Source organism: Simplicispira hankyongi, from assembly GCF_003570885.1.
Classification (GTDB): Bacteria; Pseudomonadota; Gammaproteobacteria; order Burkholderiales; family Burkholderiaceae_C; genus Simplicispira; species Simplicispira hankyongi.
Window position 1 is genome coordinate 64006 of record NZ_QXJC01000007.1, and the last position, 22448, is coordinate 86453.

At 58.3% G+C, this 22448-nt stretch carries 20 protein-coding genes and 1 CRISPR repeat array; of the genes, 14 read left to right on the top strand and 6 right to left on the bottom strand.

The genetic code is table 11. From position 1 onward, the window contains the following. Positions 1-5: 5 nt before the first annotated feature. Positions 6-317: a HigA family addiction module antitoxin gene (locus D3F03_RS13995; protein ID WP_119110049.1), complete on the bottom strand. Its 312-nt coding sequence runs from the start codon at positions 315-317 to the stop codon at positions 6-8. Positions 318-371: 54 nt separating this feature from the next. Further along, on the bottom strand, positions 372-653 hold the full coding sequence (locus tag D3F03_RS14000; RefSeq protein WP_119110050.1) for a type II toxin-antitoxin system RelE/ParE family toxin: 282 nt from the start codon (positions 651-653) through the stop codon (positions 372-374). Between the two features lie 145 nt (positions 654-798). Between D3F03_RS14000 and csy1 the strand changes: the two genes are divergently transcribed. Genes csy1 through cas6f form a run of 4 tightly spaced genes read left to right on the top strand, consistent with a single transcriptional unit; the run spans position 799 to position 4911 of the window. Further along, positions 799-2166 (top strand): type I-F CRISPR-associated protein Csy1, encoded by a 1368-nt coding sequence (csy1, locus tag D3F03_RS14005; protein ID WP_245960628.1) that lies wholly within the window; start codon positions 799-801, stop codon positions 2164-2166. Next, the gene (gene csy2, locus D3F03_RS14010; RefSeq protein WP_119110052.1) at positions 2163-3239 is read left to right on the top strand and encodes a type I-F CRISPR-associated protein Csy2; all 1077 of its coding nucleotides are present in this window, start codon (positions 2163-2165) and stop codon (positions 3237-3239) included. Before csy1 ends, csy2 begins: the two co-directional genes overlap by 4 nt. Positions 3240-3295: 56 nt before the next feature. Then, positions 3296-4321, top strand: coding sequence for a type I-F CRISPR-associated protein Csy3 (gene csy3, locus D3F03_RS14015; RefSeq protein WP_119110053.1), 1026 nt, complete (start codon positions 3296-3298; stop codon positions 4319-4321). Between the two features lie 14 nt (positions 4322-4335). Further along, the gene (gene cas6f, locus D3F03_RS14020) at positions 4336-4911 is read left to right on the top strand and encodes a type I-F CRISPR-associated endoribonuclease Cas6/Csy4 (RefSeq protein ID WP_119110054.1); all 576 of its coding nucleotides are present in this window, start codon (positions 4336-4338) and stop codon (positions 4909-4911) included. Positions 4912-5039: 128 nt separating this feature from the next. Next, a CRISPR array of direct repeats spans positions 5040-6928; the repeat unit is 28 nt; unit sequence GTTTCCTGCCGCGTAGGCAGCTCAGAAA. Between the two features lie 312 nt (positions 6929-7240). Here cas6f and D3F03_RS14025 read toward each other — a convergent pair. Continuing rightward, complete coding sequence (locus D3F03_RS14025) at positions 7241-7684, bottom strand: helix-turn-helix domain-containing protein (protein ID WP_119110055.1); 444 nt, start codon at positions 7682-7684, stop codon at positions 7241-7243. 275 nt (positions 7685-7959) lie between these two features. Between D3F03_RS14025 and D3F03_RS14030 the strand changes: the two genes are divergently transcribed. Further along, positions 7960-8307 (top strand): hypothetical protein, encoded by a 348-nt coding sequence (locus D3F03_RS14030; protein WP_245960629.1) that lies wholly within the window; start codon positions 7960-7962, stop codon positions 8305-8307. On the opposite strand, the gene D3F03_RS14035 is transcribed toward D3F03_RS14030, so the two are convergent. Then, on the bottom strand, positions 8304-8606 hold the full coding sequence (locus D3F03_RS14035; protein WP_119110057.1) for a helix-turn-helix domain-containing protein: 303 nt from the start codon (positions 8604-8606) through the stop codon (positions 8304-8306). The two genes, D3F03_RS14030 and D3F03_RS14035, sit on opposite strands and share 4 nt — an antisense overlap. A 400-nt stretch (positions 8607-9006) precedes the next feature. Here D3F03_RS14035 and D3F03_RS14040 point away from each other — a divergent pair, with 400 nt between their 5' ends. The 5 genes from D3F03_RS14040 to D3F03_RS14060 all read left to right on the top strand — a co-directional run bounded on the left by D3F03_RS14040 (position 9007) and on the right by D3F03_RS14060 (position 16733). Then, positions 9007-10560 carry a class I SAM-dependent DNA methyltransferase gene (locus tag D3F03_RS14040; protein WP_119110058.1) on the top strand — a complete coding sequence of 518 codons (1554 nt, stop codon included), beginning with the start codon at positions 9007-9009 and terminating at the stop codon, positions 10558-10560. Beyond that, positions 10550-11851, top strand: coding sequence for a restriction endonuclease subunit S (locus D3F03_RS14045; RefSeq protein ID WP_119110059.1), 1302 nt, complete (start codon positions 10550-10552; stop codon positions 11849-11851). The genes D3F03_RS14040 and D3F03_RS14045 overlap by 11 nt, the downstream gene beginning before the upstream one ends. Continuing rightward, complete coding sequence (locus D3F03_RS14050; protein ID WP_119110060.1) at positions 11844-12863, top strand: DUF4917 family protein; 1020 nt, start codon at positions 11844-11846, stop codon at positions 12861-12863. The genes D3F03_RS14045 and D3F03_RS14050 overlap by 8 nt, the downstream gene beginning before the upstream one ends. 73 nt (positions 12864-12936) lie before the next feature. Further along, positions 12937-13629, top strand: a complete 693-nt coding sequence (locus D3F03_RS14055; protein ID WP_119110061.1) for a COG1361 family protein — start codon at positions 12937-12939, stop codon at positions 13627-13629. Next, on the top strand, positions 13626-16733 hold the full coding sequence (locus D3F03_RS14060; RefSeq protein ID WP_119110062.1) for a type I restriction endonuclease subunit R: 3108 nt from the start codon (positions 13626-13628) through the stop codon (positions 16731-16733). Before D3F03_RS14055 ends, D3F03_RS14060 begins: the two co-directional genes overlap by 4 nt. A 47-nt stretch (positions 16734-16780) precedes the next feature. Here the strand turns inward: D3F03_RS14060 and D3F03_RS17450 are convergent, their stop codons facing one another. Both D3F03_RS17450 and D3F03_RS17175 read right to left on the bottom strand, forming a co-directional pair. Further along, positions 16781-17362 (bottom strand): hypothetical protein, encoded by a 582-nt coding sequence (locus tag D3F03_RS17450; RefSeq protein WP_245960630.1) that lies wholly within the window; start codon positions 17360-17362, stop codon positions 16781-16783. Further along, positions 17362-18225, bottom strand: a complete 864-nt coding sequence (locus D3F03_RS17175; RefSeq protein ID WP_147414727.1) for a hypothetical protein — start codon at positions 18223-18225, stop codon at positions 17362-17364. Before D3F03_RS17175 ends, D3F03_RS17450 begins: the two co-directional genes overlap by 1 nt. Before the next feature lie 779 nt (positions 18226-19004). On the opposite strand from D3F03_RS17175, the gene istA reads away from it, so the two are divergent. From istA to D3F03_RS14085, 4 genes are all read left to right on the top strand, one after another. After that, on the top strand, positions 19005-20540 hold the full coding sequence (gene istA, locus D3F03_RS14070; RefSeq protein WP_119110154.1) for an IS21 family transposase: 1536 nt from the start codon (positions 19005-19007) through the stop codon (positions 20538-20540). After that, positions 20537-21289 carry an IS21-like element helper ATPase IstB gene (gene istB / locus D3F03_RS14075; protein WP_119110063.1) on the top strand — a complete coding sequence of 251 codons (753 nt, stop codon included), beginning with the start codon at positions 20537-20539 and terminating at the stop codon, positions 21287-21289. Before istA ends, istB begins: the two co-directional genes overlap by 4 nt. Positions 21290-21479: 190 nt before the next feature. Next, complete coding sequence (locus D3F03_RS14080; RefSeq protein ID WP_119110155.1) at positions 21480-21707, top strand: antitoxin Xre/MbcA/ParS toxin-binding domain-containing protein; 228 nt, start codon at positions 21480-21482, stop codon at positions 21705-21707. Between the two features lie 90 nt (positions 21708-21797). Beyond that, complete coding sequence (locus tag D3F03_RS14085; RefSeq protein WP_119110156.1) at positions 21798-22382, top strand: HAD domain-containing protein; 585 nt, start codon at positions 21798-21800, stop codon at positions 22380-22382. The last annotated feature ends 66 nt before the right edge of the window (positions 22383-22448 follow it).

Consider the following 22448-nt stretch of genomic DNA (forward strand, 5'->3'; position numbering starts at 1 on the left):
GCCCGTCAGGCCGGATGCAGCGCTATCGGGTGCACCGCCATCACCGCCGTTTGCAGCGCCTCGTCCAGCTCCGCCACACGCAGGTCGTAGGCAGTTTGCAGGTTCAGCCACGACTGCGCATCGCCACCAAAAAAGCGGCTCAGGCGCAGGGCGGTATCAGCCGTGACGCCGCGCCGCTCCAGCACGATGTCGTTGATGCGCGAGGCCGGCACATGCAACTGCTTGGCCAGAGCGTTGGCGCTCATGTCCATGGGCTTGAGGTAGTCCTCACGCAGCACCTCTCCGGGGTGGATGGGGCGCATACCGTTCTTGAACATTGCTTTCTCCTTGCTATCGGCCGCCGCCAAGGCGGCAAGCCATCCATCCCGGCCTCAGTGGTAATCCACGATCTCCACGTCGGCCACGCCTTTATCCATCCAGACAAAGCACACGCGCCATTGGTCGTTGATGCGGATGCTGTGCTGGCCCTGGCGGTTGCCGCTGAGCAGCTCCAACCGGTTGCCCGGCGGGCTGCGCAAGAAATCCAGGGTGGCCGCTGCATCCAACTGGGCCAGCTTGCGCTCTGCCACGCTCTGGATGTTGGCAAAGCGCCGACTCTTGCCGCTGGTGAACAGACGCTGCGTTTCCTGGCACTTGAAAGAGACGATCGCCATGGAGTGGTATTTTATAGCGTTTACCGATATTCGGTATGTTGCCTATGCGATAGGACAAAAGAACATCACGGACGATTTTCTAAGCTGCGTATTGTGCAAATCTTCACGTAGGATGAATTTTCGATTTTCGCCAGAAGGAGACTGCGTGAAAGATGAATCAACGCCACCGGCTGGCCACGCCAGTTACAGAGCAGCCATTGCAGGCTTCTTGCAGGAGCGATTGCAGGCCAAGCTGGACAAGCTCAAACCCGACGATCCGCAACGCGGCGAACTGCTCGCTTCCTTTGCATACGACGTGTGGCTGGCCAGTGCCGCCAAGCGCGTGGAGCAAATCCAGGCCGTCACCCACTCCCTCAAACCGATCCATCCCGACGCACGGGGCACCAACCTCTACGTGGAGCCGGCCAGCCTGTCAGCGCTGGCCGAACTTGGCAGCCACGCACTGGGTGAGCAATTCGTGGGCGATGTGGTGGGCAATGCCGCCGCGCTGGATGTGTACAAATTCCTCAAGCTGGAGGTGCATGGGCGCAGCCTGCTCACCGCCCTGCTGGCCCAGGATGCCGATGCCCTGGTCGCACTGCACACCGACCCGGCGCAAGCCCGGGCGCTGCGCAACGCCTTCGTATCGCTGACCCAACCCCGCGCCGAGGGGCCTAGCAGCCACACCCTGGCCAAGCAGCTGTACTGGCTGACCGGCGACAGGGCTTGCACAGATGCGGACTACACCCTGCTGGCGCCGCTGTACGCCACGTCACTTGCTCATGCCGTACACGCTCAGGTGCAGGAAGACCGCTTTGGCGAAGCCAACAAGGCTGCTCGGCTGGCGAAGAAAGAGCGCAAGGCGCACGACGGCGTATTCCACGACTACCCCGGTCTGGCTGTGCAGAACATGGGCGGCACCAAGCCGCAGAACATCAGCCAGCTCAACAGCGAGCGCCGGGGCATGAACTACCTGCTCTCGTCCCTTCCGCCGCAGTGGAAGGTGAGCGAAAAGCGCCTTCCCGTCTCGACAGATTCCGTGTTTAGCCACTACTTCGGCGGTCGTCCCTTGGTGCGCCAAACCGTGCAGGCATTGCGTGCCTTTTTGGAGTCCAAACCACCGGCAAACGCAGCGACCCGCAGCCAACGTGATGACATGGTGTACAGGCTGGTGGATGAAATGGTGGCGATGGCAGCAGACCTGGAGCACCTGCTCACGCCAGGCTGGACGCTGAGCGACGAGCGATTTTCCAAGCTCAATAGCGACGAGCAATACTGGCTTGACCCGTTGCGGGCAGAACTTCCGGAGGAAGCAGACTTTGCCGAGGCGTGGCTGGCGATGGAATGGCCTGGGGCCATCGGCAGGCGCTTCGGTAACTGGCTCAACGACCGCCTGGATGGCAAGCTGCACTTTGGCGAGATCGAGTTCCGTGCATGGAAGAAAGAACTGCTGGCGGACGAGGACGGCTTTGCCCAGCAATTGCGCGAGCGACGCAACCGCATCCGCACCGCACGCAAGGAGGCCATGCCATGACCCAACCCCAAGCCATCCTGGTGCTACCCCACCTGCGCATCCAGAACGCCAACGCCATTGCCAGCCCGCTCACACATGGGTTCCCCTCCATCACCGCTTTTATCGGCCTGATGTGGGCGCTGGAACGCAAGCTGGCGCAGGCTGGCGTTCCGCTGCGGTTCCAGGCCGTGGGCGTGGTGTGCCACCACCACCAAGAGCAGGTCACACAGGGATATGTGCGCAGCTTCAACTTGACGCGCAACCCGGTGGACAAAGACGGCAGTACCGCCGCCATCGTTGAAGAAGGCCGTATGCACCTGCAGATCACGCTGGTGTTGGCCGTATCAGAAAAGCGCAAACCCGGCACACCCGCAGCGCTGGTGCAGGGCAACGATGCGCAACAGGCCGACTGGGCGCAGATTGCGGGCGACACGCTGGCCGGTATGCGCGTGGCCGGTGGCAGTGTGCTGCCTTCGCGCCCCGTGCCGGGCAAGCGGGTGCGGCCGTGGATGGCCATCGTGCCCGACGACCCCGAGGCCGCTGCCGCCGAGTTCCGCCAATGGCGCAGGCAATGGCTGCCCGGCTTTGCCCTGGTGGGGCGCGACGAGCTGCTGGCCCAGCGCCTGCAGCACCTGCGCACTACCCAGCCCGACGCCACGCTGCTCGATGCCTGGTTGCACGCAGCCCGCTTTAACCACCAACCCCTGCCCAGCGCAGACTGCAGCCCAGCGCCCGACGGCAAGGTGGCCTGGGGAGACCCACTGCGTCCCAAAGGCAGCGGCTGGGTGGTGCCCATCCCCGTCGGCTATGCCGCATTGGCCCCGCAGGCGCACCCCGCAGGAACGGTGCGCAACGCCCGCGATGCCAACGTGCCGCTGCGCTTTGTGGAGTCGGTCTATTCGCTGGGTGAATGGGTCAGCCCGCACCGGCTGCACAGCCTGACCGAACTGCTGTGGCAGGCCGAAACCGACGAAGCCCAGGGCCTGTACCGCTGTTGCAATGGCTACCGGTCCAGTCCACTGCCGTGCGATGGCAGCAATGGAACCGCTACGTCAGCCGACTGGGATGGCGCCGACGCCTATGACTACACCTGAGCCGACAGCTTCCCACGCCACTCATTCATGCACCCGATTTTTCAAGGATTGACACCATGACCGACAAACTCACCACCGCTTCCGTCCTGGCCTTCGAGCGTAAGCTTGATCCTTCCGACGCCGTATTCCACGCTGGCCGCTGGGAAGACCGCGCCCAGTCGTACGCCTGGCAGCCCGTCACCATCCAAACCAAGTCCGTGCGCGGCACCATCAGCAACCGACTCAAGGCGAAGGATCAAGACCCCGCCAAGCTCGACGCTGCCATCGAGAACCCCAACCTGCAAACCGTGGACGTGGCCGCACTGCCGCCGCAGGCCGATACGCTCAAGGTGCACTTCACGCTGCGCGTGCTGGGCGGCGCGGGCACGCCATCTGCCTGCAACAGCGCGGCCTACCAGGCCAAGCTGCTGGCCTCCGTGCAGGGCTACAAACAGCAGCACGGCTTTGCCGAGCTGGCGCGGCGCTACGCCGCCAACCTGGCCAATGGCCGCTTTCTGTGGCGCAACCGCGTGGGGGCAGAGAGTGTGGAAGTGACCGTAGAGCAGATGCAGGACGGCAAGGCTCAGAATACATGGTGTTTTGATGCTCTGGCGCTTAATACACGGTCACTAACAGCTATTAATAATGAAGCAAAAGGAGTGACAGAACTGGGCCAGGCCATGGCTTCAGGGCTGGCGGGTACTTCCCATGTGCTGCTGCGGGTGACAGCCTTTGTGCGCCAGGGCGCCGGGCAAGAGGTGTTCCCCTCGCAAGAGCTGATTCTGGACAAAGGCAGCGCCGGTAAGAGCAAGACGCTGTACGACGTGGGCGGCGTGGCCGCCATCCACTCACAAAAGATCGGCAACGCCATTCGCACCATCGATACCTGGTACGAAGGTGCCGCCGAACTGGGCCCGATTGCGGTGGAGCCCTACGGCTCCGTCACCACCCAGGGCAAGGCCTACCGCCAGCCCAAGCAGAAGCTGGACTTCTACACCCTGCTGGACAACTGGCTGCTCAAGGACCAGGTGCCGCCCGTGGAGCAGCAGCACTTTGTGATGGCCGTGCTCATCCGTGGTGGCGTGTTTGGCGATGCCAGCTAAGTGGTGGGCCAGCCATGACCACGCACTACATCGACATCACCCTTTTGCCCGACCCCGAGTTCAGCCATGCGCACTTGCTCAGCGCGCTGGTGGCCAAGCTGCACCGAGTGCTGGTGCAGCGCGCGGCTGGCGATGTTGGCATCAGCTTTCCGCAGCACGTGAATACACCGTTGGCCAAGCGCACTTTGGGTCGTGTGTTGCGCCTCCATGGGACGCAAGCGGCGCTGGAGCAATTGATGGCACTGGACTGGTTGCACGGCATGCGGGACCACACGCAGGTCGGCACTGCGGCTCCGGTTCCCAAGGGCGTACCGCATCGCATCGTGCAGCGCCGCCAGTTCAAAACCAGTGCAGAGCGCCTGCGGCGCCGTCGCATGCGGCGCAAGGGCGAAACGGCTGAACAAGCGGCTGTCGCCATCCCTGATGAGGTAGAGCGAAAGCCCGACCTGCCTTATGTGCAACTGCGCAGCAGCAGCACTGGTGAGCCGTTTTGCCTGTTTGTAGAACATGGAGACCAGCAGCCGACGCCTACGCCAGGTCGGTTCAATAGCTACGGCTTGAGTTCGGGGGCAAGTGTCCCCTGGTTTTGACCCTTTTTTGGGCTGTTCCACAAGCCCCCAATAAATCAAGTAGTTAGCGGCCTTGTGGTGAATTGGGTGTAGACGCTGGAAATCGTGTTGTTCCTTAAAAATCAAGTATTTTTTGGAGTTATGGTCTAGTTTCCTGCCGCGTAGGCAGCTCAGAAACAAGTGGTAGGCGCCGTGAGCGTAATACCCGAGTTTCCTGCCGCGTAGGCAGCTCAGAAATCAGTGCAACACCTTGGAAGCTATGTCTAGCTGTTTCCTGCCGCGTAGGCAGCTCAGAAAGTTGGCACTCGAACCGAGCCAGCATGGTTTCGGTTTCCTGCCGCGTAGGCAGCTCAGAAAGAATCGCCGTGAGTCACGGTTCGGCAGTCCAAGTTTCCTGCCGCGTAGGCAGCTCAGAAAGGCAAGTCCACCCTGGTGCTGGCCAATGCGGTGTTTCCTGCCGCGTAGGCAGCTCAGAAAAGTAGCCCACCCTGGCGCGGCGCTCACGCCAAGTTTCCTGCCGCGTAGGCAGCTCAGAAAGGAGTCGTAGTCTGTGGAGGTGTTGACGCGTTGTTTCCTGCCGCGTAGGCAGCTCAGAAAACTGCAGCCTTGCCTTCGGCATCGCGTGCAATGTTTCCTGCCGCGTAGGCAGCTCAGAAATCAAGGGCAAGCTCGAAGGAGCAGCCGGCAGCGTTTCCTGCCGCGTAGGCAGCTCAGAAATCAAGCAGTGAGCTTCGCAGCCGCCCAGGCATGTTTCCTGCCGCGTAGGCAGCTCAGAAAGCCGAGGTCCGCCTGACGGACGAAACCGTCGAGTTTCCTGCTGCGTAGGCAGCTCAGAAACAGTGGTCGTGGCGCTCAAAAGGTCTTGGAAGGTTTCCTGCCGCGTAGGCAGCTCAGAAAATCAAAATGGCCATCGGGAAACGTCCTCTGATGTTTCCTGCCGCGTAGGCAGCTCAGAAATGAAGAAATCCAGTGGGTGGCTGGCAGATTCCGTTTCCTGCCGCGTAGGCAGCTCAGAAAAGCTCGGGCGACACCTGGCAGCACTTGATTCGGTTTCCTGCCGCGTAGGCAGCTCAGAAAGCTTCCGCAGCAGCAGCCAGATCAGCCGCAGCGTTTCCTGCCGCGTAGGCAGCTCAGAAATCTGCGATCAGGTCGTCAGCCACCGCGTCACGCGTTTCCTGCCGCGTAGGCAGCTCAGAAAGCCATGCTCGCCCTTGCCAACCCCCTCAAAGAGTTTCCTGCCGCGTAGGCAGCTCAGAAAATACAGCCACGCGCCTGGGCGAGCATGACCCCGTTTCCTGCCGCGTAGGCAGCTCAGAAAAGGAGCGCCAGACGCCGCAATACACCACGCGCGTTTCCTGCCGCGTAGGCAGCTCAGAAACCATTTTCCCCGTGCCCGTGGGTCACGCCACCGTTTCCTGCCGCGTAGGCAGCTCAGAAAAGTACAGCGGGTCGCCCGTGCTGATGGCGAGAGTTTCCTGCCGCGTAGGCAGCTCAGAAAAGAGGAAATATTCTGGAAGTCCTGCGCGTACTGTTTCCTGCCGCGTAGGCAGCTCAGAAAGAAAGGCTGGCGATGTGCATCCAGGATCTCCCGTTTCCTGCCGCGTAGGCAGCTCAGAAAGAACACTGCGCCTGGTTTGATGGCGTTTGCCAGTTTCCTGCCGCGTAGGCAGCTCAGAAATTCATCCCCTCTGTTTTGGCATTGGATTCGGCGTTTCCTGCCGCGTAGGCAGCTCAGAAATACGGGCAAGACCCGGCACCTTTTCTCAACTTGTTTCCTGCCGCGTAGGCAGCTCAGAAATGAAGAAATCCAGTGCGTCGCTGGCAGATTCCGTTTCCTGCCGCGTAGGCAGCTCAGAAACGCGAGCTTGGCCTTCTCTGCCGTGCTGTAGTGTTTCCTGCCGCGTAGGCAGCTCAGAAAAGCAAGGCGGGCGCGGCTGGGAGCCGCTGCGCGTTTCCTGCCGCGTAGGCAGCTCAGAAAAACAACCCTCAAGAAGCAGAAAAACTGGCATTGTTTCCTGCCGCGTAGGCAGCTCAGAAACAGCGGAAGCCTGTCACTGCCCGCGCCGATGCGTTTCCTGCCGCATAGGCTGCGTAATCCAGCTCTTTCGACCAAGCAGTCCAGTACCGCACACAGCATGACTGCTGGTCTTGACCGATGGTCGCGTCTTTTTTAGTGGATTTTCAGGAACTCACTGTGGATAACCATTCGCGGCCACAACGATTGTGGATAACTTGCTTGCCGCATTGACTTGAAGACGCAGCGGGTCCCTTGGTCCACTCCATCCAGCGGGCCTGCGAGGGAGCTTGAGAGATGTCTGCGCTGTAAATGAACTTCGGTCTAGACAGAAGCCTACAACCAGAACCCACGCTTGTTCACATTGGCAAGCAGCGCTGAGAGCGCACTGAGAGCCTCCGAATCCAGGATCTTCTCGGTTGTGCCATTGAGGGACGTTGGCAACTGGCTGCCGTGGATTTCCTTTGACTGCTTGAGAACCAGGTCTAGCAAACTGCTTCTTGGGAGGAGTATGTAGTGCACCTCGCAGTCCAAGCCATCAGCAAGCTTGGCCAGCGTCTTCAAAGAAATGCTTCCGTTTTCTTCTGCGTGTTCTAACTGGCGCACACCTTGGGCTGTCATGCCTGTTCTTGCCGCAAGAGCTGTCGAGCTCATACCCAGGGCAAGGCGGACGGTCTTCACCCATCCGCATCTTGGTGTGGCATCGCGATGCAGCTTTGCAAACTCGCAAAACTGCCGATCAAGTTCTGCTAGGCGGGTGAAATCCAGACGGCTCTTCAATTTTCACGGGTTCGTGGTGAGCAACTCAAAAGTTGCCAAAGTTGTATGACGAGACAACCTAAAGCATTCAATTCGCAAGTGACGCCGCCACGAGCGAGATAGCACTCTGAAGCCCGGTTATCTTCTCGCTTCTCGCTTCTCGGTTCCAAATGGGACCAAATAGTCTCATAATTTCTCGACCAACGATCATGCTGCGTGTGGAAAAAACTACTCTCGGAACTTTTGGAGAGCCTGAGCTGGCAGGTCTCATCAACTCGCGAGGGTGGAAGTCAGTCTTGCCTGATGCCCTAGATGATCAGCGTCTCTTGCTGATCTCAGATCAACTTCGCGATTTGCTTGCAGGCAAGGGTTGGGATACCAATCGGGGGCCCGGCAGCGCGGCACTACCGATCAGTCTATTACTGCTCTCGAAAGCTGGCGTAAAGCGGCAGGGCAAGGGACTGAATGTCGAGATGGGTACCTTGCATGAGGCCATGACCCTTCTCAGCGTTACTGTTGACAGAGAGATCGTGAGCCGGATGCTTCATCGTGAGGACGGCACTATCGGCTCGGAGTTGATGGAGAGCCTGCGCCTACTTGCTCAGAGCAACTCAGAGCCCGTCCTGCCTCCGTGCACCGCCTAACCCAAAGTCAAAGCTTGGAGGTCAGCTGTCATGGTCTTGATGATTTCGTCGAAGGATGCCGGCTCCAGACCTTGGCAATACGCGGCCGCAATCAGTGTCATTGGATGGATCTGCAGGCTCTCAGCCAACCCTTCTATGGTTCGGATGCTTGGCAGTTGGTGGCCTTGTTCAACGCGGCTGATGTGTCGTCGGCTCGTCGCAAAAAGCATGTCTTCCTGGGTCACACCCCGTGCAGCGCGCAATACTTGAAGCGCGCGACCAAAGTCAGCTTTGGGTCGGAGTTGTTTTCGGGAAGGCATATTCCCGATTTCCGCCCAATGAGACCAATAAGACCACGACCAACTAGTCTCATTGCAAGTCTCATTCTAAGAAATTTCCTCATCGTCAGGAATCTGGGCTCGTTACGAAGCAAGCCCCCGGTGTGACCTCTGCGAAAGCATGCCCCCGGGGGCAACGTCCTTCGATCATGCGCGGGTCGAATATGAACAACGGCGGAGAACACGGGTGAAACGCTATCGCCGGAAAGCATGTGTCGGGTAAGTCGCCATTCACATCGAAGCCATGTGCCGTCACACGCGTTGAATGAGCGCCGGTAACTGTATCCATCTGTGATCGTGACGGTAAGATGGGACGAGTGATTTCTTTGCGCCCGACCCACTCCTTTGGGTCGGGTTGTGCAGCCAAACTCTCTCCGTCTCCATGCTCGACGACATCAAAAAAACTCTCTGGGCCACCGCCGACAAGCTGCGCGCCAACATGGACGCCGCCGAATACAAGCACCTGGTGCTCGGCCTCATCTTCGTCAAATACATCTCTGACACCTTCGCCGCTCGCCGTGCTGAGCTGACAGCCCGTCTCACCAACCCCGACGACGAATACTTCTACGGCGATGCTGATCCTGCCGACATCGAAGCCGAACTGGAAGACCGTGACTACTACAAAGAGGTCAACGTCTTCTGGGTGCCCGAAGGCGCGCGGTGGGAGGCACTGCGCAACGCCGCCAAGCAACCAGATATTGGCAAGCGCATTGACGACGCCCTCACTCTGATCGAGGCCGAGAACCCCAAACTCAAAGGCATCCTCGACAAGCGCTACGCCCGTGCGCAGTTGCCCGATGGCAAGCTGGGCGAATTAGTCGATTTGGTATCCACCATCGGCTTTGGCGACGACCCTGCCGTGGCCCGCGATGTGCTGGGCCAGGTGTACGAATACTTTCTGGGCATGTTCGCCAGTGCCGAGGGCAAGCGGGGCGGGCAGTTCTACACGCCTGCCAGCATCGTCAAAACCCTGGTGGCTATCCTCAGCCCCCACGAAGGCAAGGTGTATGACCCGTGCTGCGGCTCGGGCGGCATGTTTGTGCAGTCGGAGAAGTTCATCGAAACCCACGGCGGCAAGCTGGGCGATGTGAGCATCTACGGCCAAGAAGCCAACCCCACCACCTGGCGCCTGGCCGCCATGAACCTGGCCATTCGCGGCATCGACTACAACCTGGGCCGCGAGCCTGCCGACACCTTCACCCGCAACCAGCACCCCGACCTGCGGGCCGACTACATCCTGGCCAACCCACCCTTCAATATCTCTGACTGGTGGCACGGCAGCCTGGAAGGAGACCCGCGCTGGGAGTTTGGCGACCCACCCCACGGCAACGCCAACTACGCCTGGCTGCAGCACATGCTGCACCACCTGAAGCCCACGGGCCGCGCCGGCATTGTGCTGGCCAACGGCAGCATGAGCAGCAGCCAGAACAACGAAGGCGTGATCCGCGCCGCCATGGTCGATGCCGATGTGGTCGAAGTCATGGTGGCTCTGCCTGGCCAGTTGTTCTTCAACACCCAAATCCCCGCTTGCCTGTGGTTCCTGGCCAAGCAGAAAAAGCAGCGCAAAGGCGAAGTGCTGTTCATCGACGCCCGCAAGCAGGGCCGCATGATCAGCCGCGTGCAGGCCGAGCTGACCGACGAGACCATCGCCCGTATCGAAGCCGTGGTGGCCGCCTGGCGCGGCGAGCCGGGCGCAGGCAGCTATGAAGACGTAAAAGGCTTTTGCCGCAGCGTGCCCCTGGCCGAGATTGCCCAGCACGGCCATGTGCTCACCCCTGGCCGCTACGTGGGTGCGGAAGACGTGGAAGACGACGACGAAGCCTTTGCCGACAAGATGCAGAAGCTCACCGAGAAGCTGGGCGAGCAAATGGCCAAGGGCGCAGAGCTGGATGCGGTGATTCGGGCGAAGCTAGGGGGGCTGGGGTATGAAGCTTGATGCAGCGCATGCCGCGCCCGATTCGTGGGAGTGTCGCACCATTGGCGAGGCATGTGAACGAATCACCAGCGGCGGAACACCTAGCCGACGTGAGCCATCGTTCTATGAGGGGGGCAGCGTTCCTTGGGTAAAAACGAAGGAACTGAATGATGGAGTCATTTTCGCAACTGAGGAACTGATTACCGAACGTGCGCTTGCTTCGTCCTCCGCAAAGCTACTGCCCGCTGGAACAATTCTGCTGGCAATGTACGGCGCTACCGTTGGGATGCTTGGGGTGCTGGGCAAACCTATGGCGTGTAATCAGGCCTGCTGCGCGCTCATTCCGAGCGCTGATACTGATCGCGATTACCTCTACTACCAGTTGCTTGCACATCGCGAGCAGTTGCAAGGCCTTGCTACCGGAGCTGCTCAGCAGAACCTAAGTGGGGCACAAATAAAGCAACTCGTCCTACCTTTCCCGGCGCTGGACGAGCAAAAGTCTATAGGGAAAATGCTTCGCATCTTGGACGACCGCATCACCCTCCTGCGCGAAACCAACGCCACCCTCGAAGCCATCGCTCAGGCCCTGTTCAAGTCCTGGTTTGTCGATTTCGACCCCGTGCGCGCCAAGATGGAAGGCCGCACGCCCGAAGGCATGGACGAGGCCACCGCAGCGCTGTTTCCCGATGGGTTTGAAACGTCGGAGTTGGGGGAGGTGCCGAGGGGGTGGCAGGTCAGGCCACTCGACTCCGTCGCCAATTACCTCAACGGGCTGGCATTGCAAAAATTTCCGCCAACTGGCTCAGACGACCTCCCTGTCATCAAGATTGCTCAGTTGAGAAAAGGTGACGCGGTGGGGGCGGACTTGGCTTCGCGCGCCATCAAGCCCGACTATGTTGTGCAAAACGGTGATGTTTTGTTTTCGTGGTCGGGCAGCCTTGAAGTTGAGATCTGGTGTGGTGGAGAGGGGGCGCTGAATCAGCATCTATTCAAGGTCACGTCTTCGCAATATCCCAAGTGGTTCTATTACTTGTGGACACGACATCACCTCGATAACTTCCGCCAGATCGCAGCCAGCAAAGCGACCACCATGGGTCACATTCAACGAAGTCACTTGTCAGCCGCTAAGGTAGTCGTGGGCTCAGATGCAGTGTTGGACAGTGCTAACGGCATTCTCAGTCCGCTCATTGATCGCATCGTTTCGAACGCCCTGCAAGCTCAAACCCTCTCCACCCTCCGCGACACCCTGCTCCCTCGCCTGATCTCCGGCCAGCTGCGCCTAGATGAAAACGTAGGAGCCATCAATGCCTGACATTCACCAATGGTCGGACATCAAGGATCGGTTCCAAGGTGGTGCGCTTCTCCTGGGGAATGGCGCAAGCTTGGCCGTGCACAAAGGCTTTGGTTACCCATCGCTTCGACAAGCTGCGGAAGACCAAGGGCACATTACTCCCGAGGTCGCCGGCGTTTTCAGAGCCTTTGGCAAGGATGACTTTGAGCTGGTGCTACGTCGGCTGTGGGAAGCAACCTTGGTCAACAAAGCTCTTGGTATCGAACCTGGGCAGATCGAGAAGGCCTACCAGTTGGTAAGAAGTGCTCTCATTTCAACCGTGCGCGATATCCACATTTCGCACGATGACGCGAAGAGGCACTTCGCACCCATGTTTCAGTTCATGAAGACCTTCGACACGGTGTTCAGTTTGAACTACGACCTGCTGGTTTACTGGGCAATGATGGCCAGTCAGGGTAAGTTGAGACGGTGGTTCAAGGATGGCTTCCAAGAAGGTGGCGTGTTCCGGGAGGACTGGGAAACTTTGCGGAAGCCGTACGGTGCAGACGGTACTACTTTGGTCTTCTATCCCCACGGCAGCCTTCTTACAGCTAGACGGGACGACTACACCGAGGGCAAATTAACGCTCCCGCTGGGAGGGGGCGCGACACTGCTGGATCGAATCCTCGAACTGTGGGAGACGGGGTCTGCGTCGCCTTTGTTTGTCAGCGAAGGTACTGCGGAGCAGAAGAAAAAGTCGATTGCTAACTCCAACTATTTGAGCCGAGTCTTTCGTGAGGCGCTGCCTAACGCTGGTGAATCTCTGGTGATCTACGGTTGGGCGATATCTGAGCAGGATGCACACATCCTTGGGCAGTTGCGATGTACAGGTTCATCTCTGCGGCGAGTCGCGGTATCTGTGTACGGTGGCTCCCAAGCAAGCGCGCAGCAGGCGGAAGACGCCCTTGCAGCTGTTGGCGTGAAAGAGGTGTTGTTCTTTGACGCTGAGAGTCCAGGGTGCTGGATTCATCCCGAAGAGCCTCCTTCACCATGATCGCAGCAACTGATCCGAAGTCGGAGATCAAGCTGCTTGGCAGTTTAGAAACCGACTACCTGGAAGCAACCCTATGAAGTCTTGGACACTGGCGTCAGCTGGCAACGGCTTGGCTCTCGTGCTGGCCTTGCTGTCGCTTTGCACGATGGCGTACTTTGGCTACCAGTTCTACCTTGAACCAAAGCCTGATATCGCAAACGTGTTCACCGGCGCAGGCGCTGTTTCGGCCGCCTCTATTTCCGCACTTGTCGCCTTCCGTTCGGTCGCCATCGTGGAAGAGTCGCAGCGACCGTATCCCTATCCGTACATCGATATCAAGAGCCGTTATGGGCTGTCCCTCATCAAGATCAAGAATGCGGGCGGCTCAGCAGCGCATCGCGTTTATCTTGAATGGACTGACGGACCTCCATCGCTTAGGCAAGGGCCAAACAGCGAGGCGCAGCCACTGCAATTCGCAGGGGACGAGACGCAGGCAATCGCTGTCCTCATGCCTGGGGAAGAGCAAGCCACCATGCTTGGTGTGCATCACTGGGTTGCCGACAGGATCAAGGCTAACCCGCGTGAGCTGCGGGGACAGGTTGTCTATCAAGATGTCAAAGGCGATACCTGTCGGCTGCCGTTCTTTATCGACACTTCCTTCTATCAATGGGCGCTTGCAGACGAAACTGAGCTGTTGAAGGCCCACAACGCCATGACTCACGTTCCAGACGTGCTGACTCAAATGAGCAAGTCATTGGAGCAAATCAGCAAGAGCTTGAAGTCATGACCGAAGACCAACTCGAACAAGAAACCCTGGCCTGGCTGCAAGACGTGGGCTACACCCACCGCTACGGCCCCGACATTGCTTTCGATGGGTCTTCGCCTGAGCGTGCCGACTACCGCCAAGTTGTTCTGCCCTTCCGGCTGCGCGAAGCCATCAACCGCCTGAATCCAGGCATTCCGGTCGCTGCCCGTGAAGACGCCATCAAGCAAGTCACGGATCTGGGCATCCCATCCCTGCTGTCGGCCAACCGCGCCTTCCACAAACTGCTGGTGGGCGGTGTTCCCGTCCAGTATCAAAAGGACGGCGAGACACGAGGCGACTTCGTGCGCCTGATCGACTGGGCACACCCTGAGAAGAATGAGTGGTGGGCCATCAACCAGTTCACCATCAAAGGCCCCCACAAAACCCGCCGCCCCGACATCATCCTGTTCGTCAACGGTCTGCCGCTGGTGCTGCTGGAACTCAAGAACCCTGCCGACGAGAACGCCAACATCTGGAAGGCGTTCGACCAGATCGAGACGTACAAGGAGCAGATCCCAGATGTGTTCCAGTACAACGAGGTGCTGGTGATCTCGGACGGCACCGATGCCTTGATGGGGTCGCTGTCTGCCAATGCCGAGCGCTTTATGGCTTGGCGCACGATTGATGGAGTGAACCTCGACCCACTGGGGCAGTTTCAAGAACTGCAAACCCTGGTGCGTGGCGTGCTGGCCCCGAAGTACCTGCTGGACTACATCCGTTACTTCGTACTGTTCGAGGATGACGGCCAATTGGTCAAGAAGATCGCGGGCTATCACCAGTTCCACGCGGTGCGTGCGGCCATCGAAGAAGTAGTGGCGGCATCTCGCCCCGGTGCCTCCCGCAAAGGTGGCGTGGTGTGGCACACCCAAGGCAGCGGCAAGAGCATCACCATGACCTGCTTTGCCGCCCGTGTGATGCAAGAAGCCGCGATGGAGAACCCCACTATCGTGGTCATTACCGACCGCAACGACCTCGATGGGCAGTTGTTTGGCGTGTTCAGCCTGGCCCAAGACCTGCTGCGCGAGCAGCCCACCCAGGCTCTGACCCGTCCAGACCTACGCGCCAAGCTGGGCAACCGCCCCTCGGGCGGCATCATCTTCGCCACCATCCAGAAGTTCATGCCAGGGGAGGATGAAGACATCTTCCCGGTGCTGTCCGAGCGCAGCAATATCGTGGTGATCGCGGACGAAGCACACCGCACCCAATACGGTTTCAAGGCCACCCTCAAAGGCAAGCCCGGCGAAGAGAAGTACCAGGCGGGCTACGCACAGCACCTGCGCGATGCCCTGCCCAACGCCACCTTTGTGGGCTTCACCGGCACCCCAGTCAGTAGCACCGACCACGACACCCGTGCGGTGTTTGGCGAGTACATCCACGTCTACGACATGCAGCAGGCCAAGGAAGATGGTGCCACTGTGGCCATCTACTACGAGTCGCGCCTGGCCAAGCTGCGACTCAAAGACGAAGACCTGCCCAGCATTGACGATGAAGTGGACGAGCTGGCTGAGGACGAAGAAGAAAGCCAACAGGCCAAGCTCAAAAGCCGCTGGGCCGCCCTGGAAAAGATCGTCGGCGCAGAACCCCGTGTGGCCAGCGTGGCCGCCGACCTGATCGCCCACTTTGAAGAGCGCAGCGCAGCCCAATCGGGCAAGGCCATGGTGGTGGCCATGAGCCGTGAAATCTGCGTTCACCTGTACGACGAGATCATCAAGCTGCGCCCTGACTGGCACGACCCAGACCCCGAGAAAGGCGCAATCAAGATCGTGATGACCGGCTCAGCCAGCGACAAAGCCCTGCTGCGCCCCCACATCTATGACGGCAAGGTCAAGAAGCGCCTGGAAAAGCGCTTCAAAGACCCGGCCGACCCTCTGCGCCTGGTCATCGTGCGCGACATGTGGCTCACCGGCTTTGATGCACCTTGCGTGCACACCCTGTACGTGGACAAGCCCATGAAGGGCCACAACCTCATGCAGGCCATTGCCCGTGTGAACCGGGTCTTCAAAGGCAAGCAAGGCGGTCTGGTGGTGGACTACATCGGGATCGGCAACGAACTCAAAGCCGCCATGAAGGAGTACACCGCCAGCAAAGGCCGGGGTACCCCCACCGTGGATGCCCGCGAGGCGTACAGCGTCCTCATGGAAAAGCTCGACGTCCTGCAATCCATGCTGCATGGCTGCGATTACAGCGACTTCCTGACCGGGGGACACCAAACCCTGGCACGAGCAGCCAACCACATCCTTGGCCTGCGCGAAGAAGGCGGCAAGGACGGCAAACGCCGATTTGCCGACACCACCCTGGCACTGACCCAAGCCTTCTCGTTGTGCTGCACCCTGGACGAAGCCAAGGCTGTGCGCGAAGAAGTTGCCTTCATGCAGGCTGTGAAGGTCATCCTGACCAAACGGGACATCACCGCCAAGAAGCGCACCGACGAACAGCGCGACGAAGCCATCCGGCAGATCATCAGCAATGCTGTGGTGTCCGATCAGGTGGTGGACATCTTTGATGCCGTGGGCCTCGAAAAGCCCAACATCGGCCTGCTGGACGATGAATTCCTGGCCCAGGTGAAGAACCTGCCCGAGAAGAACCTGGCCGTCGAACTGCTCGAACGGCTGCTCGAAGGCGAAATCAAGAGCCGGTTTGGCAGCAACGTGGTGCAGGAAAAGAAGTTCTCCGACTTGCTGGGCAACGTGATCAAGCGCTACCAGAACCGCTCGATTGAAACCGCCCAGGTGATGGAAGAGCTGGTGGAGATGGCCAAGAAGTTCCGAGAGGCCGCCAGCCGGGGCGAGCTGCTCGGCCTTACCGAAGACGAAGTGCGGTTTTACGACGCACTGGCCACCAATGAATCAGCGGTCAAAGAACTTACCGACGAAACCCTCAAGAAGATTGCCCATGAGCTGACCGAGAACCTGCGCCAGAACCTGACGGTGGATTGGTCAGAGCGTGAGAGCGTCAGGGCCAAGCTGCGACTGATGGTCAAGCGGGTCTTGCGCAAGTACAAGTACCCGCCAGACTTGCAGGAAGAGGCGGTGGACTTGGTGCTGCGGCAGGCGCAGGTGTTTGGGGAGAGCTGGGGCGGCGGTTAGCCTGACTCCGGGGCGAACCGACGCGCCAATATTGATGAGCGCTTCGCTCAGGGATTCTTGGTACCGTAGGCTTTCACGGCATCAAGCAAGCCCTTGGCGAGCGTGCGGATTCCTGTCAAGTCGTAGCTGCCGCCGATCTGCTCGTAGGCATAGCGGGCTTGAATGAAGTAGTCCGAGCACTCGGCAAGAAGCGGTGCCAGCTGTTCTCCTGACGCCTCCAGAAACTCAGACTCAATAGCAGCCTGAGTAGGCAGTTCAAGAGACGCAAACACATACGACAAGTTGTGCCCATGTGCCGTGGACATGATCTTCGCGGCCTTCACAAGACCATCCGAGGTCACGCCGCCGCCAACCGCGCCTCCCTCTGCTGCCTTTAAGCTGAGCTCAGCACAGAGCGCATAGTTGACGATCAGTGGGAATACGAATGCGTTCAGATCGACGCCCTCGGTTGTCCAAATCTGCTCTGCTGCCCTGTAGAACTGCTTGGCTGATGCCCAGATTCGACCATTCGGCCTGATCACTCCCGAAAACTCCCGGTTCTGCCTTGTACTGCTGCGGCTGTCTTTTCTTCTCGGCATATCTTGGAAGTGCTGATTAACAGGAATAGAAGAGATCTTTGTAAACAACACTACGAACTCGTCGAAACTCGCAAACCGGTCAAATTCGGCAAGGTGGCCTCAGGGTCAGCATCAAGTGCGGCAAGACTTCGGTGAATCATCTCGATAGGAAAATGGAAAGAGGCCCCGTTGGAGTAAACGCGACACCAGAGTACCTTGCGAAGACATTCAAAAAGCCCTTCCCATCGGTACCGGAGCGGCTTATGAGAGTACAAAATTCTGGGAAAAATCTCATATGCACATGCTGCAGGCAAGAAGTGGAGAGGATCGTTCTCCAGCACTTCACCTTTGCGCGCAAGGCACACCAGCGTCATGAACGCGTCTAGGGAACGCTGGTTTCGCACGGCCAGGATCTGCGATCTGCCAGGAATCGTGTGATGAAAGCGACCTTCGCGAGCTGGGTCCGTATCGTGGAGGAGGATCTTGCGAATATTCCTCGGCATCTGCTCAATAACTTGGTGCAGACCTGAGATTGGAGGGAGGTCGGGGGACATGATTTGCCACAAGGGCAAATCACGCCAATACCCTAAGCGAACCGACCCAGCAGTTCGCGCCTCCACGTGGGTCAACGAATCATCATGTGGAAGTGTCCCTTGCCGCCAGCGCAGGTATTTGTTGGAAGGTGAGGAATCCACATCTTCCCCGTACGGCAAACGCCTATCGACTCGCCACTCCAGTTTTTTCGATGACTCAGCCCCGAAATGAGCAGCCAGAGCACCAAAACAAACGGCACCTCTGACGCGTTTTAATTCTTTAAAGCGGGTTTTCCGTTCGTCAGTCGGTGCTTGTACCGTCATAGGCCACGTCAACTTTGGGGTAGTGACCTCGCATTGTCCCGCTTGGTCGCCAACGCAGAAAGGGGTATCGGTTTTCATGCAACCGATCCACTTTGCTTTCATGGAGTCCGCTGCCTAAGATCCCGCCTAGTCCCAACTGGTCTGCTTTGATCCCGACTATGACTACACAGCCGACGATCCCTCGCCTCTCAACCGTTCGTGTCACCGAGTACGAAGCGTTTGAACTCAGACTCATTGCAGCCCTTGGGGCGACTGTGGGCGGCAACACTCTTTCGAGAGCGTTGGGTTACCGTTCACAAGATGCTTTTAGGAAAGCGCATCAACGCAATAGATTGCCTGTGCACACGTTCGAGTTGGCAGGCCGCAGGGGCAGATTTGCAGCAGCGACGGACATCGCCCAATGGCTATGGAAGCATCGCGATGTGTCGTCTCAAAACACTGCACCAAACAGATCTCATCGTTCAGGGTCAAACGATGACTTAGCAACAGGGATTCCCGCGTATCGCAGTGAGATGGGGCTTGAACTGCACACGCAATGAATCGGCCACACAGTTCTGGCGCCTAGCCGTCAAGACCCAGACGCAGCATGCGTTCAGAAGGTCCTGTTGAGCCCAAAAGTAGATAGATAGAGGAGAGTTCAGCCCGAATTCAAGAACCCGTACCCCAATTCCCGTCATCCAAAAAGACAAAAGCCTGAGGCGGCAACCTCAGGCTTTTGCAACTAGCCGTTAGCCAGTCAAGTAGGTACTTGTGTGCTGGAGTATCGGACAGACACGCTTGCTCGTCAACAGCAGGGCGTGATTGGGTGACCCCGTCCCATGCGCGTCTTATCGCGCAGTACATCCAGGAGCATGCCCTTGAGGCTTTCAATTCATTTGCAGCGAGAGATCGCTCGCCTTCATTTTTACGACAACCGCCAATCCAGCCGAGCAATCGGCAGGATGGTTGGCGTTTCGCACAACAGCGTCAAAGCTCTCAGGCAGGTCTTGGTGGAGAGTGGCCGACTCTGGCCCGAGCTGTCCTTGCTCGATGATCATCAGTGGAGATCGATACTTAACAACCATGACAAATCGGTGGCTCAGAAAAAGATCACTCCCGATTGGAACTGGGTACACGAACAAATGCAGCGCGAGGACGGGACGCTGGAAGTCATCTGGTGCGAGTGGCGCGAGGGGTGCCCCGAAGGGGTCGGCTATAGCGCTTTCACAGAACACTATCGGCGTTGGAGGAAATCACTACACATAGTGATGCGGCAGCACCACGCACCAGGCGACAAACTTTTCGTGGACTTCGCGGGCAGAACAGTAGAAGTTCGAGACCCTCTTGGAGGGCCGTCCTCATTTGCACAGATTTTCGTTGCCGTCCTCGGCTACTCAAATCTCACCTATTTGGAGGCGGTCCCGAGCCAAAAGGTTGAGCACTGGCAGCAGTGCCATGTCAATTGCTTCGCTGCGTTGGGCGGAGTCCCTCATTGGATTGTGTGTGACAACCTGAAGTCCGCAGTGCTCCGGCGAACCCGTGATCGGATTGATTTAAACCCGGCATATCGGGAATGCCTTGCTCACTACGACACAGCGGTGCTTCCCACCAGAGTTCGGAAACCCCAGGACAAAGGGAAGGTCGAGGTAGGCGTTCAGATTGCACAACGTTGGGTGCTGTTCCGTCTGAGAGACCGCGTGTTTTTCAGCTACGAAGAGCTCAATCAAGAGCTACGGCGACTCACTGCCGACATGAACGCACATCCATTCAAAAAAATGACAGGCAGCCGCATTCAGCGATTCAAGGAGGTTGAGGAGGCGGCATTGAAGCCCCTGCCGAATGCGGCATTTGAACCATGCCAATGGAAACGCGCTATTCGCATCAACGCCGACTACCACGTCGAACATGAGGGGGTCTTTTACTCTGTCCCGTACCATCTGATTGGGAAGAAGGTCGATACCAGATTCACAGAAAAGACGCTCGAAATTTTTGAGTCGGGTAAGCGGGTGGCATTTCATGCATTGGAACTGACTTCCGTCGCGATGGTCACCTTGCAGGAACATCGCCCGATAGCACACCAACGCGTGCTGGACGCTGAGCCTAAAGCACTCCTGGAATGGGCAAAGACCGTTGGTGCGAATACGCATGCCATGCTGAGCCACCATTTGCAAGACCGCTCTGACATGGTGAATGGCATTCGCGCGGCCAAGCGACTCCGCGAGTTGGCGCGACTGCATGGGGAGTCTCGACTTGAAGAGGTTTGCGCATACTCATTGCCGTTGAACATCACCGCGCTGCGTAGCATTCAGTCAATATTTCGCAATCAACCGGATAGGCAGGCACCACCACTAATGCCACCTGCCGCACAACATGAAAATCTGCGCGGGCCTTCCTACTACGGGGGCAATCCATGAGTGGAATTCATCAGACCATCACACGTCTGCGGGAGTTGCGCATGGGAGCCATGGCTGACGCTTTGAGCACTCAGCTGGATACGCCATCTTTACAGCAGTTCAGCTTTGAAGACAGGCTCGGCATGCTGGTTGAAAGGGAATGGTCAGAGCGCGAAAACAAAAAGTTGAAGCGGCTGATTAAAGGCGCAGCACTTCCTGAGCCAGCAAATCTCGAAGACCTGGACTCGCGTGCTAGTCGGCAGCTTGATCGCTCCCTCGTTTCATCGCTATCAACTTGTGAGTGGATTAATCGTCGCCAGAACCTCATCATCTTGGGCGCGACGGGAGTCGGAAAAACATGGCTGGCATGTGCTTTCGGAACCCAGGCCTGCAGGCTCAAGCTCTCCGTGGTGTTTTACCGAGCCTCTGATCTGTACGCAGATATTGGCTCTGCGATGCTCGATGGCTCCTTGCCAAAGTTGAAGGCGGCGCTGATCAAGCCGCAGTTGCTCATCTTGGATGACTTTGGCATCGGCAACCTGAATGCACAAGCTGCTCACGTGCTGTTGGACGTTGTAGACAGGCGCATGCGGTCCGGTTCGATCTTGATTACGAGCCAGTACCCGACAGATCAATGGCATGGGCTATTTCCTGATCCGACAATTGCCGACGCGATTCTCGACAGGGTTGTTCATCAAGCCCATCGGCTCCAGCTCAAGGGAGAATCCATGCGGAAGCTGCACGCCGCGAAGCGGATGCTGGCGACGTAATGGTGGTCAGGGTGCTGGTTTGCCAACGCGTACAGCGTTTTCAGCACCTTGACCAGATTTGCTCGCTACGTGACCAATTGCAACTGCCAATCTGACCAGTCTTCTACAAAGGCCAAAATTTGAAGCTTAAACCTAGGGTATGCACCGTCATCGCTGCAGGCTAATCTACAGCCATTCCACGGACTACGCCATGGCTCTTGAAGACGACATCAATACTCTCACCGTGATCGTAGGGAAAATGGTCAACGAGGCCGGGGACCCAAGCGGTTTTGACGTGCGTTCATGGCTTGACCACTGGCTTATGGAGGAAGTCCCTGCATTGGGGAATCGGAGGCCTCTTGATGTGCTCTTGGAGCCCAATGCTGTGGAAATGCTGAGTAGCTTGCTCCTCCGCGCTCAATCTGGTGCGTTTTCGTAGGTTTTGGCGGTGAGTTGCAAGTTCTTGAGTCACCTCAGCTATATCGTCTTCCCCGCAGACCAACTGGCGCCAAACAGAATCCCTACGGCAATGCCCTCCGGCCAAAATTCCCCATATCTTCCAGCATCCACTCCGCGCAGTGCGGACGTCGTTCTGTACTTGGACCTTGACGGTGTTGTCCACCACGAAAAAGTACTTTGGCATCCCCGCAGGGGTATCTACATGAGCCCATACGAGGCGGCTGGGCATTCTCTTTTCGAATGGGTTCATATCTTGGAGTCTGTGCTTGAACCCTACCCAACAGCCGCCTTGGTACTGAGTAGCACCTGGTGCATCCGTCCCGGATACAGCGCAACCCTAAAACGGCTTCCAACCTCCCTGCGTGCCCGGTTCATTGGTGGGACGTACCACGGACGCGTACATGGTGTGGACCCTTGGAACGTGTCCATGTTCCGCACCACCCCCCGGGGCGTGCAAGTTCAGGAAGACACGCTGCGCCGAAAGCCCCGGCAGTGGATAGCTCTCGATGACGACCTGGAAGGTTGGCCTGACTCCTGTCGCCGAAACCTCGTTGCATGCGATGGAACATCTGGCTTGTCAAACCCCGACGTCCAACAGGAACTAAGGGAAAAGTTGCACAGCTGCTTTGTGGCTTTGTCAGCCAAACCCGCTTAGTTTTTAGCAGCAAGCAGTTGGCGCGGTAGCCCTCCCGCGAGAGCCAGTCCCCATTTGCGAGCTGTG